18 protein-coding genes are annotated in these 18041 nt (G+C 40.4%); 4 read left to right on the forward strand and 14 right to left on the reverse strand.

Annotation, left to right across the window (positions count from 1 at the left end; all coding sequences use genetic code 11):
• On the reverse strand, window positions 1–625 hold a 625-nt coding region (gene hxlA / locus BLT_RS0114890; RefSeq protein WP_017728573.1), incomplete at its 3' end, for a 3-hexulose-6-phosphate synthase.
• Between the two features lie 558 nt (window positions 626–1183).
• On the opposite strand from hxlA, the gene zwf (BLT_RS0114895) reads away from it, so the two are divergent.
• Window positions 1184–2671, forward strand: coding sequence for a glucose-6-phosphate dehydrogenase (zwf, locus tag BLT_RS0114895; RefSeq protein ID WP_017728574.1), 1488 nt, complete (start codon window positions 1184–1186; stop codon window positions 2669–2671).
• Window positions 2672–2690: 19 nt separating this feature from the next.
• On the forward strand, window positions 2691–3317 hold the full coding sequence (locus tag BLT_RS0114900) for a cyclase family protein (RefSeq protein ID WP_017728575.1): 627 nt from the start codon (window positions 2691–2693) through the stop codon (window positions 3315–3317).
• A gap of 53 nt (window positions 3318–3370) precedes the next feature.
• On the opposite strand, the gene gndA is transcribed toward BLT_RS0114900, so the two are convergent.
• The 6 genes from gndA to BLT_RS0114935 all read right to left on the reverse strand — a co-directional run bounded on the left by gndA (window position 3371) and on the right by BLT_RS0114935 (window position 10210).
• Entirely contained in the window at window positions 3371–4789 is a 1419-nt protein-coding gene (gene gndA, locus BLT_RS0114905; RefSeq protein ID WP_017728576.1) for an NADP-dependent phosphogluconate dehydrogenase, read from the reverse strand.
• Window positions 4790–4882: 93 nt separating this feature from the next.
• The gene (locus BLT_RS0114910) at window positions 4883–6220 is read right to left on the reverse strand and encodes a glucose-6-phosphate isomerase (protein WP_017728577.1); all 1338 of its coding nucleotides are present in this window, start codon (window positions 6218–6220) and stop codon (window positions 4883–4885) included.
• 165 nt (window positions 6221–6385) lie between these two features.
• Window positions 6386–7837 carry a glucose-6-phosphate dehydrogenase gene (gene zwf, locus BLT_RS0114915; RefSeq protein WP_026105144.1) on the reverse strand — a complete coding sequence of 484 codons (1452 nt, stop codon included), beginning with the start codon at window positions 7835–7837 and terminating at the stop codon, window positions 6386–6388.
• A gap of 333 nt (window positions 7838–8170) precedes the next feature.
• A complete protein-coding gene (locus BLT_RS0114920; RefSeq protein ID WP_017728579.1) occupies window positions 8171–8536 on the reverse strand; it encodes a winged helix-turn-helix transcriptional regulator in 366 nt (121 codons plus the stop codon).
• Window positions 8537–8934: 398 nt separating this feature from the next.
• Window positions 8935–9486, reverse strand: a complete 552-nt coding sequence (locus tag BLT_RS22100) for a class F sortase (RefSeq protein WP_017728581.1) — start codon at window positions 9484–9486, stop codon at window positions 8935–8937.
• Window position 9487: 1 nt separating this feature from the next.
• Window positions 9488–10210: a DUF4397 domain-containing protein gene (locus BLT_RS0114935; RefSeq protein WP_017728582.1), complete on the reverse strand. Its 723-nt coding sequence runs from the start codon at window positions 10208–10210 to the stop codon at window positions 9488–9490.
• A gap of 738 nt (window positions 10211–10948) precedes the next feature.
• Here BLT_RS0114935 and BLT_RS0114940 point away from each other — a divergent pair.
• Window positions 10949–11608 carry an NUDIX hydrolase gene (locus tag BLT_RS0114940; protein WP_017728583.1) on the forward strand — a complete coding sequence of 220 codons (660 nt, stop codon included), beginning with the start codon at window positions 10949–10951 and terminating at the stop codon, window positions 11606–11608.
• Between the two features lie 25 nt (window positions 11609–11633).
• On the opposite strand, the gene BLT_RS0114945 is transcribed toward BLT_RS0114940, so the two are convergent.
• The 3 genes from BLT_RS0114945 to mtnN all read right to left on the reverse strand — a co-directional run bounded on the left by BLT_RS0114945 (window position 11634) and on the right by mtnN (window position 14264).
• Window positions 11634–13124: an MDR family MFS transporter gene (locus BLT_RS0114945; protein ID WP_035425918.1), complete on the reverse strand. Its 1491-nt coding sequence runs from the start codon at window positions 13122–13124 to the stop codon at window positions 11634–11636.
• Window positions 13125–13251: 127 nt separating this feature from the next.
• On the reverse strand, window positions 13252–13488 hold the full coding sequence (locus BLT_RS0114950; protein ID WP_017728585.1) for a YrhC family protein: 237 nt from the start codon (window positions 13486–13488) through the stop codon (window positions 13252–13254).
• A gap of 83 nt (window positions 13489–13571) precedes the next feature.
• On the reverse strand, window positions 13572–14264 hold the full coding sequence (gene mtnN, locus BLT_RS0114955) for a 5'-methylthioadenosine/S-adenosylhomocysteine nucleosidase (protein ID WP_017728586.1): 693 nt from the start codon (window positions 14262–14264) through the stop codon (window positions 13572–13574).
• A 124-nt stretch (window positions 14265–14388) separates the two neighbouring features.
• Between mtnN and BLT_RS0114960 the strand changes: the two genes are divergently transcribed.
• Window positions 14389–14598: a YrzA family protein gene (locus BLT_RS0114960; RefSeq protein WP_017728587.1), complete on the forward strand. Its 210-nt coding sequence runs from the start codon at window positions 14389–14391 to the stop codon at window positions 14596–14598.
• A gap of 30 nt (window positions 14599–14628) precedes the next feature.
• Here the strand turns inward: BLT_RS0114960 and BLT_RS0114965 are convergent, their stop codons facing one another.
• The 4 genes from BLT_RS0114965 to BLT_RS0114980 all read right to left on the reverse strand — a co-directional run.
• Entirely contained in the window at window positions 14629–15192 is a 564-nt protein-coding gene (locus BLT_RS0114965; RefSeq protein ID WP_017728588.1) for a YrrS family protein, read from the reverse strand.
• Between the two features lie 410 nt (window positions 15193–15602).
• The gene (gene greA, locus BLT_RS0114970) at window positions 15603–16079 is read right to left on the reverse strand and encodes a transcription elongation factor GreA (protein ID WP_017728589.1); all 477 of its coding nucleotides are present in this window, start codon (window positions 16077–16079) and stop codon (window positions 15603–15605) included.
• Window positions 16080–16277: 198 nt separating this feature from the next.
• Window positions 16278–16913, reverse strand: a complete 636-nt coding sequence (gene udk / locus BLT_RS0114975; RefSeq protein WP_017728590.1) for a uridine kinase — start codon at window positions 16911–16913, stop codon at window positions 16278–16280.
• The coding region (locus BLT_RS0114980) for a peptidase U32 family protein (RefSeq protein WP_017728591.1) at window positions 16913–18041 on the reverse strand (1129 nt) is incomplete at its 5' end. The genes BLT_RS0114980 and udk, both read right to left, overlap by 1 nt.

Genomic DNA, 18041 nt, shown 5'->3' on the forward strand with positions numbered 1-18041 from the left:
GTTGGATCCATTTTTGCATTTCTGCAGCCGCCGCTTTTTTATCCTCTTGACCTGTGATTCCACCACCAACGATGACAAGATCTGGTTGTGCTTTAATCACTTCTGGCAACGTTTCTAATTTAATTCCACCAGCGATCGCTGTTTTTGCATTTTTAACAACACTTTTAATCGTTTGAAGGTCTTCAAACGAGTTTTGACCAACTGCTTGAAGGTCATAGCCTGTGTGGACACAAATGTAGTCAACACCAAACTCGTCCAGCTCTTTGGCACGTGTAGCAATGTCTTTGACTGCGATCATATCAACAAGAATTTGCTTGCCTTGTTTTTTCGCTTCTTCAACAGCACCTTTGATCGACTGATCCTCCGCTGCGCCAAGAATCGTGATAATGTCAGCACCAGCCGCAGAGGCTTGGCTTACTTCATAGGCAGCTGCGTCCATGATTTTAAGGTCCGCTAACACCGTTAAATTAGGGAAGGCTGCTTTCACTTCCTTCACCGCTTTCAGTCCTTCATTGATAATCACAGGTGTACCGATTTCCACCACATCAATGTGCTCTTCTACTTCTTTTACTAATTCGATCGCTCCTGGAATGTCTACTAGATCTAACGCTAATTGAAGTTTCATGCATTCTTCACTCCCATTTAAGTTATATTTCTTAATTGATTGGCCAGAGTCGAACAATGGTATTATGTTGAACCCGGAGAAATCTCATTCAAGATTTCAATTGAAATATTAACCGTTCCATTGATGCCTACAGCCATTTCGTAAAATGAGCAGTGCCAATCTTATCCTACTTTTTTATATGACGGTAGTTCATTAAACGATCAACCGAACTCCCAATACCGTTGTCTTAATATAAGTATATTGCCTACAATAACATTTTAAAAGTACACACTTTTATATCATATAGTATCAAAAAGTATACTATTAATGGTGATTGACAGAATGTAAAGGTAGTGCGACTATTATGTAAAATGTTTTTTATTTAAATTCTTTCACAGCAGTAATGTAGAAGGTGGGTTAAGATTCAAGTTTTTCTTCTCAATTTTCCCCTCTGAGAAACCCCATGTTATCAACCTTTTTGTTAAAAAATGATGATTAAATGTTGACATACATCTTATTACTCAATAAGCTACATACTAAGCGTGAACTGATTAACAACAAAGTGAGGTTCTTTAAGACATGACATCGAATCAACCTAAATCGATTATCGTCATCTTTGGTGCAACAGGTGATTTAGCAAAGCGTAAGCTCTTTCCTTCCATTTATCGTTTGTACCGTGATGGCAGACTTTCAGAAGATTTTGCCGTTGTGGGCGTTGCAAGAAGACCATTATCAAATGACGAATTTCGTGAAAATGTGAAGCAATCCGTTCACCATTTTCAAAACGAAAGTGAAAAGCAAGAAACTTTTGCTTCTCATTTTTATTATCAACCTTTTGACGTAACAGATTTAACGTCTTATCAAGAGCTAAAAAGCTTGTTAAGCTCATTAGATGACAGCTACAATACTGAAGGAAATCGAATTTTTTATTTAGCGATGGCTCCCGATTTTTTTGGCACAATCGCTGCCAATCTAAAATCAGAAGAACTAACAGCAACAGGCGGCTCTATTCGTTTAGTCATTGAAAAGCCATTTGGACATGATTATGAATCGGCAAAAGCATTAAACGATCAAATCCGCCACGCATTTACGGAGGACCAAATTTATCGAATTGATCATTACTTAGGTAAAGAGATGGTTCAGAATATTGAGGTCATTCGCTTTGCCAATGCTATTTTTGAGCATTTGTGGAATAACCGGTATATTGCAAATATCCAAATTACCTCAAGTGAAACGTTAGGTGTAGAGGATCGTGGACGTTATTACGAATCTTCAGGAGCCCTTCGTGACATGGTTCAAAATCACATGCTGCAAATGGTTGCGCTTCTTGCTATGGAGCCCCCGATTAAATTAACAACCGATGAAATTCGCAGTGAAAAGGTAAAGGTGCTCCGTGCCCTAAAACCCCTTACTGAAGACGAAGTGGATGATTATTTTGTCCGTGGCCAGTATGGTCGTGGTCTCATCGACGGGAATGAAGTCATTGGCTACCGTGAAGAGGACTCCGTTGACCCAGAATCAAATACGGAAACGTTTGTTTCAGGGAAGCTTATGTTTGAAAACTTCAGATGGGCTGGCGTTCCTTTCTACATTCGTACAGGGAAGCGAATGAAGGAAAAATCGACTGAAATTGTCGTTCAATTTAAGGATCTGCCAATGAATTTATATTTTGATAATGAGGATCATACCCATCCAAACTTACTCGTCATCCATATCCAACCAGATGAAGGGGTCACGCTACACTTGAACGCACGGAAAAGTGGAAATGGAACGACATCCCGTCCGATTCAGCTAAATTATTGCAACAATTGTGAAGATAAAATGAATACACCTGAAGCCTACGAGGTTCTTCTCTACGATTGCATGCGTGGTGATTCAACAAACTTCACCCATTGGGACGAGGTTGCTCTTTCTTGGAAATTTGTTGATACGATCTCAAAGGCTTGGGAAAAGAATAAAACAGAAAACTTCCCTAATTATGAGTCCGGTTCAATGGGGCCAAAGGAATCTGATGAGTTGTTAGAAAAAGATGGGTTCCACTGGTGGCCAATTAGTATTACTCGCTAGTTTAGAGGGGGAAACAATAATGAAAATGTATGATATTACAGCACCTATTTTTGAAGGAATGCCTGTATACAAAAACAAACCAGAAAAACAACCGAAAATTAACAAGATAACAAATGCTCATGTAACAGAATCTCGCCTTGAGTTAGATGCCCACACAGGTACGCATATTGATGCCCCGTTACATATGATTAATGAAGGGGATACCTTCGAAACCATTTCTCTTGAAAAATTAGTCGGATCTGCTAAAGTGTTTGATTTAACAGATGTAGAAGACGGAATTACAAAAAGCGACTTAGAAGGCCTTGACATTCAAGAAAATGATTTTGTTTTATTTAAAACGAAAAATTCATTTGATGACGAATTTAACTTTGAATTCATCTTCTTAAAAAAAGATGGTGCCAATTTTTTAGCAGAACGTAAGATTAGAGGGGTAGGGATTGATGCTCTTGGCGTTGAGCGTAGCCAACCAAATCATCCTACTCATAAAGCGCTATTCGGTGCAGATATTATCGTGATTGAAGGCTTACGCTTAAAAGAAGTCGAGCCTGGCAGCTATTTTATGGTAGCTGCACCGATTAAGCTCGTTGGAACTGATGCGTCTCCTGCACGTGTTCTTCTCTTCGATCGTGCACCCATGGAAGTTTAAAATCATAACGAAAAGCCCTGTTCGGATAAACAGGGCTTTTCGCATTTACAATTTTATTTTTGAAGCCATTCTGTGTGGAAAATGCCTTCCTTATCAATTCTTTCATAGGTGTGTGCACCAAAATAGTCACGTTGTGCTTGAAGAAGATTTGCTGGTAGTGTTTCCGTGCGGTAGCTGTCATAGTAAGACAGAGCACTTGAGAAAGAAGGTACCGGAATACCATTCTTAATGGCTACCGTTAGCACTTCACGCAATGCTGATTGATAGCTTTCAACAATCTCCTTGAAGTAAGGATCAAGCAACAAGTTCGCTAATTGAGGCTCGCGATCATAGGCATCCTTAATTTTTTGTAGGAATTGGGCACGAATGATACAACCGCCTCGGAAGATCATCGCAATATCACCGTAGCGAAGGTTCCAATCATACTCCTCTGAAGCTGCACGCATTTGTGCAAAACCTTGAGCGTATGAGCAAATTTTACTCATATATAACGCTTTACGAACCGCTTCAATTAATTCCTGCTTGTCTCCGTCGAATGAGACAGCTTCAGCTGGACCTTTTAACAGCTTGCTTGCTTTCACACGCTCTTCTTTCATCGCAGAAATAAAGCGCGCAAAGACAGACTCAGTAATAATCGGAAGTGGAACGCCTAAATCTAATGCACTTTGGCTTGTCCATTTCCCTGTTCCTTTTTGACCAGCTGTATCTAAAATGACGTCAACAAGAGGCTTTCCTGTATCTTCATCCATCTTAGTGAAGATATCGGCCGTAATTTCAATTAAGTAGCTATCCAATTCGCCCTTGTTCCATTCTGCGAACACTTCATGAAGCTCTTGCGCTTCTAGGCCAAGAACGTTTTTTAAAATGAAATACGCCTCAGAAATTAATTGCATATCCCCGTATTCAATGCCGTTATGGACCATTTTTACGTAGTGGCCAGCACCGTTTGGACCAATGTATGTGCTACAAGGATCTCCATCTACCTTTGCAGAGATCGCCTCAAAAATCGGCTTCACAAGCTCATACGCTTCCTTTTGTCCACCTGGCATGATGGAAGGCCCTTTTAAAGCTCCTTCCTCTCCACCTGAAACACCTGTTCCAATGAAGTGGATACCAAGCTCTTCTAATTCTTTATTACGTCGAATCGTATCTTCAAAAAATGTATTTCCACCATCGATAAGAATATCGCCTTTTTCAAGATAAGGCTTTAACGAATCAATCGTTGCATCCGTAGGTGAACCTGCTTTTACCATTAATAGAATTTTACGCGGCTTTTCTAAAGAGTTTACAAACTCTTCTACAGAAGACGCCCCCACGAAGTTCTTACCCTGGGCTTCTGTTTTCAAAAATTCCTCCGTTTTCTCAAATGAGCGGTTATAAACTGCTACAGAGTACCCGCGGCTTTCAATATTTAACGCAAGGTTTTTCCCCATAACTGCTAAACCAATCACACCGATTTGCTGTTTTGCCATAATCAATTGCTCCTTCTCATTTCTAGTCTTGCAAAATCAATCCATTAAAGTATACCAATGATCCCACCTATCGATAAATAAAAAGTTTCAAAATTATTTTGCTAACCGTTTTTCCAGCTCATTTTTTTCATTTTCAAAGCCAGGTTTGCCGAGAAGAGCAAACATATTTTTCTTATAAGCTTCCACGCCTGGTTGATCAAAGGGATTGACACCAAGTAAATATCCACTCATGGCACAAGCCTTTTCAAAAAAATAGACCATCTCACCGTACGTGTATTCATTCATTCTGTCGAGTTCGATAATTAGGTTTGGTACGTCTCCATCCACATGGGCCAACAATGTTCCTTGAAACGCTTTTTTGTTGACTTCATCCATCGTTTTTCCAGCTAAAAAGTTTAATCCATCAATGTTCTCTGGATCTTCTTCAATCGTTACTTCAATCCGCGGCTTCTTCACTTGAAGGACGGTTTCAAATAAATTCCGACGACCTTCCTGAACATATTGCCCCATGGAATGCAAATCAGTAGAAAAATCAACAGAAGCAGGAAAAAGACCTTTCTGATCCTTACCTTCACTTTCTCCAAATAACTGCTTCCACCATTCAGACACATAATGAAGGGATGGCTCATAGTTCACTAATAGCTCAATCGCTTTTCCTTTACGATAGAGAGCATTTCTCACGGCAGCGTACTGATAGCTCTCGTTTGTTGCTAAATCGGCATGATTGTATTTACGAGCGGCCGCCGCTGCCCCTTCCAGCATTTTATCAACATCAAGGCCCGCTACTGCAATTGGTAAAAGGCCAACAGCTGTAAGGACCGAGTATCTTCCCCCCACATCATCAGGAATGACAAAGGTTTCATAGCCCTCTTCATCAGCAAGCTTTTTTAATGCTCCTTTCGCTTGATCTGTCGTCGCATAAATACGTTTTTTCGCTTCTTCTTTGCCATACTTTTTTTCCATGTAGTCACGGAACATCCGAAACGCAATCGCAGGCTCTGTTGTCGTACCAGACTTCGAAATGACATTAACAGAAATGTCTTTCCCCTCTAATAGCTCGAATAAATGAGCAATATAGGTGGAGCTAATGTTTTGACCAGCAAAATAGACTTCTGTCGTACCGCTCATTTGATTATGAAACGTATGAGACAAGGCTTCAATGGCTGACCTTGCCCCTAGATAAGACCCGCCGATCCCAATCACAACAAGGGCATCTGAGTCGTTTTTAATCCGTTCTGCTGCTTGCTTAATACGGACAAATTCGTCCTTATCATAATGGATTGGCAAATCAACCCAACCTAAATAATCAGAGCCTTGCCCCGTTTTATCATGAATCATTTGATGAGCAGTCTGCACAAATTCAGCTAAGTTGTCTACCTCGCTTTTCTCCATAAATGGTAATGCATTCGAATAATCAAAAGATATGGTCATTTTATACTCTCCTTCTTCATCAATGTACTTATAAAGGTCAATGAATTACACTGAACCTTATTGTGATGCCTGAATCGTATGTGGCAAAAACTTAAAAACGAACGTGCCTAGTCTCTTCATGAACCCTTTAAACTATACATTATTTTTAATTCCATTTACGATGGCTTACCACCATTTATACCCATCCATGGCTAGTAGCTGATCCGCAGCGCTTGGACCCTCTGTTCCAGCAGCGTATGGATGTAATGGTACGCTCTCCTTTTCAAAAGCATTTAAAATCGGTTGTACCCACTTCCAAGACAGTTCCACTTCATCCCAATGAGCAAAAAATGTTTGGTCACCACAAATCGCATCAGCTAGCAGAAACTCATACGCTTCAGGAACATTTTGTTCTTGATTTGAAAAATCGACGGTTACGGGCTCAATTTTCCCGTTTTTCAATGGATTTTTGCTATTTAATTTAAAAGCTACCCCTTCATTCGGATTTACATTTATAACGAAGAGGTTCGGCTCCGTCTTTTGACTTTCTTCATCCTGAATGAATGGATTTTTAAATTCAATCACGATTCGAGTAGACTTTTCCTTCAGGCGCTTTCCTGTGCGAATATAAAACGGAACCCCACTCCAAAATTCATCATCAATCCACAAACGGGCAGCAACAAATGTATCGTTTCTTGATGACGACTCAATACCAGGCTCTTCTGTATACCCATCAACTGGCTTCCCATCAATTTCACCAGACTGATATTGTCCACGAACAACATGAATTCCTACCTCATATTCCTGCAATGGGCGAAGTGCTTTCATGACCTCATATTTTTCTTGGCGAATGTTCGTTGTGCTTATTTCTTTTGTTAAGTGCATCGCGGTCATCATTAACAGCTGAAGTATGTGGTTTTGCACCATGTCACGAATCGCTCCAGCACGATCGTAATAGCTGGCTCGATCTTCTACCCCAACGATTTCACTAGCGGTAATTTGCACATTCGCAATGTATTGATTATTCCATAATGCCCGCAGTACTGGATTTGTAAACTCTAACGCTTCAAGGTTTTGTACCATCGGCTTTCCTAAGTAATGATCAACCCGATAAATTTCGTTCTCATGAAATGCTCGTCTTAATTTTTCATTCAGCTCTTGAGCCGATTTAAGATTATGTCCAAATGGCTTTTCAATCATCAAACGCTTCCACCCTTTTGTCTTTCCTAGCCCACTCTCTTTAATATTCGTCGTAATGACCTCAAAAAATTGTGGCGCTACCGAGAGATAAAACAAGCGATTTTCTGGAAGGTGCAGCTCTGCCTCTCTTTGTTGCACGATATATAATAACTTTTTGTATTCTTCAGGCTTTGTGGCATCTACTCGACAATAACGAATGGCTTGCACAAACTCCTCAAGCTTCGAATTATCCTTTCTCTCCCTTCTAGAATAGGTTTGAACGGACTGTTTCACAAATGATTGAAATTCACTTTCGGACCAATCCGTAATCCCTGAACCAATAATGGAGTATGGGTTAGGCAATTTCTGATCAAGAAATAAGTTATAGAGTGCAGGGAATAATTTTCTTTTCGCTAAATCTCCCGTCGCCCCAAACAAGACAATTGTCATCGCATCCACTTTTCGTTCCTCCATTTTTCTGTATCTAGCCTTTTCTTGGTATTCAATCATTCATGACCCCACTTCTATCTAGTGTTAACGTGCCCATTTCATATATTTATATTTGATCACCAAGTATGGCCGCATTTATTTTGTACAAGCAATCATGCTAAAAACGTTCATACATTTGTAAGTATATAATCTACTTATCAAAAATATAAGTACGGTTTTTATTTTCATATAGTGTCAATAAAATTATATAGTATCAAAAAGTATACTTATTAAATACAAAAAAACAACGTACGGCAATAAAATTACTGTACGTTGTTGAAAAACAATTTCCTATGGTGCGTATTATTTGATGGATTCATTCTCCATCACTTGATTCGGAAGCGCTGTTTCCATATAGTTTTTGCCCCATTCATACATCGCATCAAGAATCGGCATTAAGCTTTCTCCGTGTTCTGTTAATGAGTATTCAACCTTTGGCGGAACAACCGGATACACTTCCCGATGCACAATAAGGTCTTCTTCGAGTTCTCGTAATTGGTTTACAAGCATTCGTTGCGTAATACCTGGGATCAGCGTCTTCAGCTCACCAAAGCGCTTTGTGCCACTTTTTCCTAAATGCCACATAATTAACATCTTCCATTTTCCGCCGATCACAGTGAGGGTCAGTTCTTTTTCACAGTTAAACGTCATATTTTGTATACGTCCCATTCGCTTCACCTCCCATAATAACTAGTATATCGTATAGTATACTTTTTCGCACTATATGTTTGAAATTACTGTACAAACATTCGAATGCATTGACTCAATTTTTTTCTACAAATAAGCGTTACCAAATGACTCTTGTCATCAGGCTTTTCTAGCCGATTCCTTATTCTTTAGACCTTTTATACAAGCTTTTTTGGAAAAGAACACAAATCTTTTTCAGAGCCATCATAATTCCGATGAACACTGATTCCCCCTTGAGTTTCAGAGCTTGGTACGATAGTAAAGCCCATCCGTTGATGAAAAGCAATCGTTCCTTTGCATTCCCACCTCCCGATTTTCCTCTAATATACATGAATCGGAAGGGGGAATAAGCTGCCCGAAAAAAATAGAACAAGCCACAGCTAGACTCGCCCAAAATACAGATGTGACGTACCTACCCGTCTTGCCTTCACAAAAAGTCGGTTTGAATGTGTGCGTAGCTCTTTGTCGTATGCGCCGTCACACGTAACAAGAATGAGCCTTGGCTCACCATTCATTTGAAAAACTTCATCGATTGGTGCCTGCTTTCGTGGAAAGGATGTTATCTCTTCCACTTGAAACATGACCATCTCACCCTTTTTATCAACAAGGTATACCATATCACTTATATTTATTTGACGAAGCTCAAAAAAAACCGCTGGTCCTTCATAATCATCAAAATGTCCGGCAAGCATTGCACTGCCACGAGCTCCAGGGTTAACTCCATCCCGATACCAGAAAACGGTTTCCCCGTCTGGAGGCACAGCATTTATCTCTTCTTTACTAAGTCCTTTAACAGATGCATGAATCGACAGTGATGGAATAATAATCGTATCAGGCTCAATTCCAGTCAGGCTTACTTCTGCAAAAACTGAAGTGTGACAGTAAAAAGTAAAAAAAAGAAGAAGGATACTCTTTGATACCCATCGGTGCATCTCAGTCAACCTTTGCAGTACCACCAAGACCTGTTTTCGGCAATTGATCTGGTATTGGCATGAAATCTGTTAATAAGAGCATTTCAAATTCAGGTTCACCTGCTAATAAGCCCACCGTTACGGCCGTATAAATGGTTCCATTTTTTAAGTCTAGCCCTTGCAGCTCAAGTAATTCATCTGAGCCTATCGGTTGAATTTCAAAATCATACGTACCTGAAAACAGGTCTAGATAGGGCGACACATTAGAGAATGGCAAATTTGAAATAAGAGTTTCACCGCTTGATGGCGCTACGATATTAACAGGCGGTGCATCGGGGGAAAGATGAGCAATGCGAATTTTTGTTTCATTCTCACCAACATTTTTGTCGTCCACCAGCTTAGCCAGTTGAATCTTCTCTACATCACCAGCGATACCTACAGTATAGCTCTGCTCATCTTCTAAGAAGAATAACTGTTCAATCAGTGGCATTTCATCCGTTGACTCTCCTGCTGAATAGACGCTAATTGTTTGTTCACCGATTGGTAATTCAAAGTACTCACTTACCTCTTTGTATTCAATGCCAGTAAGGATTTGCTCACCGTTTATATACACGTCGACAGCTGGAGCGTCTGGTGATGCATGTAAAATGCGAACCATCGCTGAAGTTTCATTCGCAGCGAAGCCAGCATGCGAACATACGCTTAACAGCAGCCATACGAAGCAAACATTCAAAAAACGTTTCATCTCATCATCTCCTCAGTTTTCCTATGCTTTTTATACTATCTCCCTGTCTTAAGGGGGTTATGTAACGCAAAAAGAATTCCTATGTGTGCCATTAACAGAAGCGTCTTAGGTCGATTCAGTATCGAACATCTCATAAAGGAACCTGCGTCCACTTCAAAGTGACAAACTCTCAACTCCCTGAAAGACAAACAATCCTTGACTTATCGTCAAGTCCTCCATTGCAAAAATCTTCATTACAGTGATACTTAGACCTTCAAATTTTTAAGCTATGCAGGTTAACTCTGTTGTACTTTTCTAACATAAAAAAAAGAACCACCCGCATGCTTGCAGGTGGTTTCAATGGGGGAGAGTAGAGAGAACATTTGGAAGCCAAGTCAATGACCTTTCCTGTTTGTAGAATATCGTAAATTTCCTATGTACACATCAAGTATGTAAGATAATGTCACAGAAAACTTTTATAAAAATAAAATTATGGTTACATTCACTGACACTCCATCTTCTCCGCCACCTCCTAGAAGCCAGCAGAGGCTCCTCATTTCAAGGTATGATATACTTACGATAAGAAAACCGTTCATGTGAACAAATTCCCTTGAGTAACCATAAGATATACAATGACCTTTTTTATATGACAGGTTAACCATAGAGATACTTCATACGGGCTTGTCAATCATTTAAGATCTTGTGTACACATAATTGAAATGGTATTGAGAAAGAAAATATGAACAAGGAGGACCTTTCGTGAAGCCTTTTGAAGACATTAAGCAGCGTTTAGAAAGCCATACCCCTAACGTTCTAGGACAATCACAAGCTCGTCACTCCGCTGTTCTTCTCCCGTTGATCGAAAAGAATGGTGAACCGCATCTGTTATTTGAGGTTCGCTCGAAAAACTTAAAACGTCAACCTGGTGAAATTTGCTTCCCTGGTGGCCGTATCGATCCAACAGATAAAACACCACAGGCAGCTTCTATACGTGAAGCGGTCGAGGAGCTTGGCGTCTCATATGACGACATTCAGCCCATTGGCCAGCTTGATTTGCTTGTTACACCTTTCCGTGGAATCATCTATCCATTTGTTGCTGAATTGAATCCTAATGCTAAGCTGAACCCAAACACATATGAAGTTCACGAAGTATTCACTGTCCCTCTCTCTTATTTACAGCAATATCAGCCTGAACTACATCATATGACGATTCAGTTTAAACCTTCAGCTGGTTTTCCACTGGACGCCATAGCAAACCGCTCAGCTTACAAGGAACGAAAGCATACAATCCCTGAGTTTTTTTACTTTTATCAGGATTATGTGATTTGGGGTCTTACTGCTAGAATTCTCCGTCATTTTCTTGAGCTTATTGGCACATCCGCTCCGAGCGAAAGCCATGTTCTAAAAAAAGAAAGCTAAGCTTGGTTAGGTAACCTATGGAGGGTTACCTTTTATCTTTAGGAAGCATAACAATAGAAAGAAAGCTTAGAAACGCTAGAACCAATACTCCCCAATAAACACTTGTTAAGGCATAGGCGAGACCGTCCTGTAGAACAAGTATCTCTTTCTCTTGTAATTGAGATCGTAAAGAGGCGTCTAACAACAGATTCGCTGCATCTAAATCCAAAGGAATGCTAAGTCCCTCTCCATTCACTTGTAAATAAGAGCTTAGACGGCTATTCAGTAAACCTCCAAGTAAGGCAACTCCAACTGCGCCACCAAGCAATCGCATAAACATGTTCGACGAAGTTGCTTCACCGCGCACCTCCCAATCCACACTTGATTGGATCGAAACAATAAATGTCGTCGTTGCAAAGCCCATGCCTACCCCAATAAAGAAGGAGCCCACCCCAGCCCATATTGGATGGCTAATCATCGGGAGTGTTACAAAAATCGTTGCACCTAACAAAAGTGCTACACCACCAAGCATAGCTGTCTGTCGAAAGCCTATTTTTAGCATCAGCTTCCCGGCAATTGTTGAGGCAATGGGCCAGCCAATCGAGACAACGGTTAATGTAAAGCCTGCAATCATGGCTGATTGTCCCATGACACCTTGCACATAGGTTGGCAAGAAGCTTGAAATAGCAAGAATGATTCCTCCTGCTGTAAACGATGCTGTATTGGCAAATAAAATCACTCTTCGGCTCCATAAGGAAAGGGTAATAATTGGCTCCTTGGCTTTCTTTTCTTGCCGGATGAAATAGTAGAGACTTAAAACAAAGACGACAACAAGGGATAGAATTGGACCAGAACGCCATGGCCATGTCACTCCTCCTTGTACAAGCACAAACATAAGCGATGTAACGCTAATCAATAAAAGAACAGAGCCAAAATAATCAATCTGTCGCTTTTTCTTTTCAACCTGTTCGTGTAAAAACAGCATAACACCTAAAAGGGCAATCACCCCAAATGGAACATTTAACCAAAAAACCCATGACCAATGAATATATTCGACGAAAAGACCGCCTAATAGCGGCCCAATCACAGAGGATATGCCCCATACACTTGCTAGGTAGCCTTGAATGTTCGCTCGCTCTTCCTTTGTATACATATCACCGACAATCGTCGTAGCAATTGGTTGAACGGCCCCTGCCCCCATTCCTTGGATAAATCGGCTGACAATTAGCATTTCCATTGAAATGGAAAAACCACAAAGAATCGATCCAATAAGAAATATCGTAATACCAATTGAAAAAATAATTTTTCGCCCATATAAGTCAGAAAGCTTTCCGTATATTGGGATCATGACCACTTGCATAAGCAGGTAGGATGAAAACACCCAGCTAAATAAAGAAAAGCCTCCTAAATCGGCAACGATTCCTGGCATTGCTGTTGCTACAATGGTGGCTTCAACTGCAGCCATAAACATTGCTAATATAATGGCTGCAAGTACGATCGGTCGTTTTGTCGTTTTCGGACTTGCAATGCTTCCCATCACGGGCTTCCCTCTTTTCTCTTTAAACGTCTCAATAACAGTATACCAAATTATTCCTTTCAAAAGTGTTTCGATCAAAAAAAGCCAGCTACTCATATTTGGAGAGCTGGCTCAAATCTATCTAATTCTACTCTTGTTCTAATAATTTCTTTTGATACGCCAATGCCTTTTGATGAAAGAGTAATGACAGCCCTAACGAAACAAAGACTGCGACAATAAAAAGCTCAGGCATTTCGAATCTAGCATAGTCAGAAGGAATAATTGCACCGATAAATAAAAAGACACTTAAGGATAACAAAATAAAACCAAAACGTTTATAATCTGCTACCTTCCCTTCTAACTCTTGTATCTTTTGTTCATCCATTTCTAACATCCTCCTTGCATTCACCTATTCTATCATCAAACTGGCAAGAGAGGACGATGTAAATACACGCAATCAAGGAAAGTTTATCCGAGTGCTTCAACCATTAAAAGCACTTGCTTTGCGGAGTTGACCGAGGCCGTTTCTAAAAACTCATCGTATGATACCTTCGCTTCATCTCCCGCTATATCAGAAAGGGAGCGAATGATGACAAATGGGATGTCAAATTGATAACACACTTGTGCAATAGCAGCAGCTTCCATCTCTGCACAAAGGGGACGATCGAACCGACGTTTTAATTCTTCTACAACTGCTAAATCACTCATAAACGAGTCGCCAGAAAGGATAAGCCCTTTTTTTGAAAAAACCCCTACATGCTCTGCACAGCTTTCTGCCACCTCAACAAGCTTTTGGTCAGGTACATAATAGGCCGGCATTTGTGGTACTTGTCCAAACTCATAGCCAAAGACGGTTGCATCCACATCATTGTAACGCACTTCAGTTGAGATGGCGATATCTCCAACTTTTAATGTACGATCAAATCCACCTGCAGAACCTGTATTAATAATAAAATCAGGTTTGTATAGCTGAATAAGCAGTGTTGTTCCTATTGCTGCATTCACTTTACCGATCCCTGATTTTAATAAAACAACCTCTTTGCCATCAATCGCTCCTTGATGAAATTCACAACCGGCAATGGCTCGCTCTTCCCAGTTCTCAAGCCTGCTTTTTAATAGCTCTACTTCCTCATCCATTGCACCAATAATCCCAATTCGCATTCTCGACACCTCGCTTCTATTTTCCAATGTATAGTATACACGGACAAGTTGAGGATTTCACTTGTTTTCTTTCTTGCCTGACTTTGCTATAGTATGGTAAGAAAAATGTTAAGAGGTGAGATTTTTGGCTCTTCAATTGGAACGCATTAAAGATAAAATCGAATGCTTTGAAGCAACAAGCCTGAAGGTGTTAGAGGAGAAGATGAATGAACAAACGGAAAACAACAAAGCACTTTTGTTGGAGGTTCATTCGGTTCAGCACCAAGTATATATTCATCCACAAACCTCTCAACCTGTCTTTACTGCTGTTGTTCATTTTAAAGCAAAAAAATAACCTTTGCTCTTCTTAGCAAAGGTTATTTCATTAATGATAAGGATTGCTTTGAAGCTTTTTCACATCAACGGGCATCCATCCTTCATTCTCAACCCACTCAATCGTGACTTGAAACGGTGTCTGCTGTTGATTTGGAGCACTCACTGTCCCCACAGCTGTCGTTGGTCCTCCATTTTCCAGCCGCCAAATGATCATATCGTCTCCCAATCCTGTCGCATATTTAATCGCACGTACCATCTCATTCCAATTTGTGCTTCCACGATTAAAATCATGCGAAAATTCTCCCGTTTGCTCTGTGCCAATCGGCTGCCAATCGTCTACTTGAACATTTTCTTCTTCAATAGACTCAGCTTCCTCTTCTTCTGAAGGTATATCTTGCTCAGATTGCTCTTGTTCTGGTCGAGCAATTTCCACTGTATCGCTCCCATCATTTTGTTCAGGCTTCGATTCTGTCGTAGCTGCTTCTTCAGTATTTGAACCGAAAAAGATCTGTGCTGCAAAGAAAACAATGAGCACACCAACTACGCCAATTGCAAGATTTAATAGACGGTTCGCCCGTCTTTTCTTTTTATATTCATAACGTGAAGTTGGCATGATTCACACTCCTTAGCTTGCATACCTTTATTAGCTGTTTCACTTACCTGAAAATCAAACGATACCATTATTATAACAAATAAGGGCTTCAATAGACGAGACGGTCTTTTCTACCACTTTGCCGTTAAAAATCCCTGAATGAGGGAGAAGGTCGCCTTCATATGGTGCTTAAGATGTATTTGTAGAAAGAGCAACCACTTTTGAGTTTTATTCGCTCTTTCTGGTAGATAAGAAAAATACAAGCGCCTTGTTAAGCCGCGACAAGAGCTGGAAGCCCGGCAATCTGTTGCTAGGTTTTAGAAACCATTTTGCAGACTGAAGCAATCTCGAGCTTTATCCTCGAATTTATGCTTTTTTATCTTTTAAAAAATGCTGCCCACGTTTGCGAGCAGCATCTAAGCATTCAAAACTTAACGAATTTCTAAAATTTTAATCTCCATATCTCCACTTGGTGTGTGGACAACTACGGTGTCATTGACCGAGCGACCTAAAAGGCTTTGTGCCATTGGAGAATCATTGGAAATTTTCCCTTCAGCCGGATCAGATTCAGCGCTTCCGACAATTGTGTATTCTTCTTCGTCTCCGTCAGGTAGCTCAATAAACTTCACTGTTTTACCGAGGCCGACGACATTTGCATTTCCTTCGCCTTCTTTAATTACTTCGGCATTTCGAATCATTTTTTCGATTTGCGAAATCCGCCCCTCTACAAAGGCTTGCTCTTCTTTTGCAGAATCGTACTCAGAGTTCTCAGACAGGTCACCAAAGCTACGAGCAATCTTTATCCGTTCAACGACTTCTTTTCGTCGTTCCGTTTTTAGATACTCTAATTCCTCTTCTAACTTTTGTTTCCCTTCCTCTGTCATATAGTGCTTTTTCTCTTCAGCCATGCGATTCACTCCTCAATTCCTTCTCTTCGATATCGCTATCCATCTATTCATTTTAGATGAACACCCTTTATCGATTGAACTGCGTTTAATTTGATTAAGAAACGCTTCACAATCTCGTTCTACATATCATATTAAAAATCCTTTAAAACTATGTAGAAAAGAAAGCAAGGTTTTGAAAACCTCGCTTCCCTTATGCTATTACAAAATCGCTTTCTCTTCAATAATTGCACGAATTTTGGTCACCATTAGGTCAATGGCAACTCGGTTTTGCCCACCTTCTGGGATAATCACATCCGCATAGCGCTTTGTCGGCTCAATAAATTGCAAATGCATTGGACGGACGACCTCTGTATATTGATCAATGACGGATTCAATCGTACGACCACGATCACGAATATCCCGAACAAGTCGCCGAATAATCCGAATATCAGCATCTGTATCTACAAACAGCTTAATGTCCATCAACTCGCGTAACCGTTCGTCTTCTAAGATAAGAATGCCTTCAAGGATGATCACATCCTTCGGTTCAATTGAGATAACGTCAGTTGAGCGAGTATGCGCCTTATAGTCGTAAACTGGTTTTTTAATTCCTTTTCCATCTAAAAGCGCCTTAAGCTGTTCAATTAATAAGTCGTTGTCAAAAGCAAAAGGATGGTCGTAATTCGTTTGAAGCCGCTCTTCAAAGCTAAGATGGCTTTGGTCTTTATAATATGCATCTTGCTCAATTAATACGATTGATTGTTCATTAAATTGATGAAAAATTTCTTTCGCTACTGTTGTTTTACCAGAACCGGTACCACCAGCAACGCCAATTATTATTGGTTTCTTGCTCATTACCGTACCTCTTTACGCATCATGTTCTGCGGGTAAACTCGCTGGTCGACTTTAAACTTCACGATTTGCAACGGATGTCGAGCCGCGTCGAGTTCATTCCCCTCCTCATCCCATATCTTATCGATCACTTGAACAAAGTTATCGATTTCAGGACCAAAAAACTCCACTTCATCACCAGGTTTAAAATGGTTACGTTGTTGCAATGTAACGATTCCTGTTTGTTCGTCATAGTCAAGAACTAAGCCAACAAAATCAAAATTCGTCCGTTTTGGATGCTTCCCGTACATTTGCTCTTTATACGTTGGTGTTCCCTCAAAAAATTGTGGAGCAAAATCACGATTCGCACATTTTTCAAGCTCAAGCAGCCACTCTTTTTTAATCTTAAAGTTATCAGGGTCCGCACAATAAGCATCAATCACTTTACGGTAGACACTTGTTACTGTAGCCACATAGTGAATCGACTTCATCCGACCCTCAACCTTCAAGCTGTCAATGCCTGCTTCTATCAGCTTCGGAATGGATTGAAGCAAATTTAAATCTTTCGGACTCATCGTATAAGGGGCATCACCTTCAGAGAACAAAGGCTTTTCTCCCTCATCTCCAAGCTCAAAAAGATCATAATCCCAGCGACAGGATTGGCAGCAGCCTCCACGGTTTGAATCACGAGCCGTCATATGGTTACTTAACACACAACGGCCGGAATAAGAAATACACATCGCACCATGAACAAACGTCTCAATTTCAATGTCCACATGCTTTTTCATTTCAAGCATTTCCGCAAGTCCTACCTCACGAGCAAGAACAACACGGTGAAGCCCCTCTTCCTTCCAAAACTTCACAGCAAGCCAGTTGCTTAACGATTGCTGTGTACTTAGATGGACCTCAACCTTCGGAGCTACTCGCTTGCACGTTTCAATAATTAACGGATCAGCTACAATAATACCTGTCACTCCAACCTCTTGCAAGGAACGGAGATATTCTTCAAGTCCATCCATATTCTCATTATGAGCGTAAATATTTGTCGTAACGTATACCTTTGCTCCATACTTATTTGCAAACTGAACACCTTCACGCATTTCATCAATTGAAAAATTATCGGCATTTGAACGAAGACCAAATTCCTGTCCA

Origin of the sequence: Halalkalibacterium ligniniphilum (genome assembly GCF_000334155.1) — a bacterium.
In the GTDB taxonomy this organism is placed as follows: Bacteria; Bacillota; Bacilli; order Bacillales; family Bacillaceae_D; genus Halalkalibacterium; species Halalkalibacterium ligniniphilum.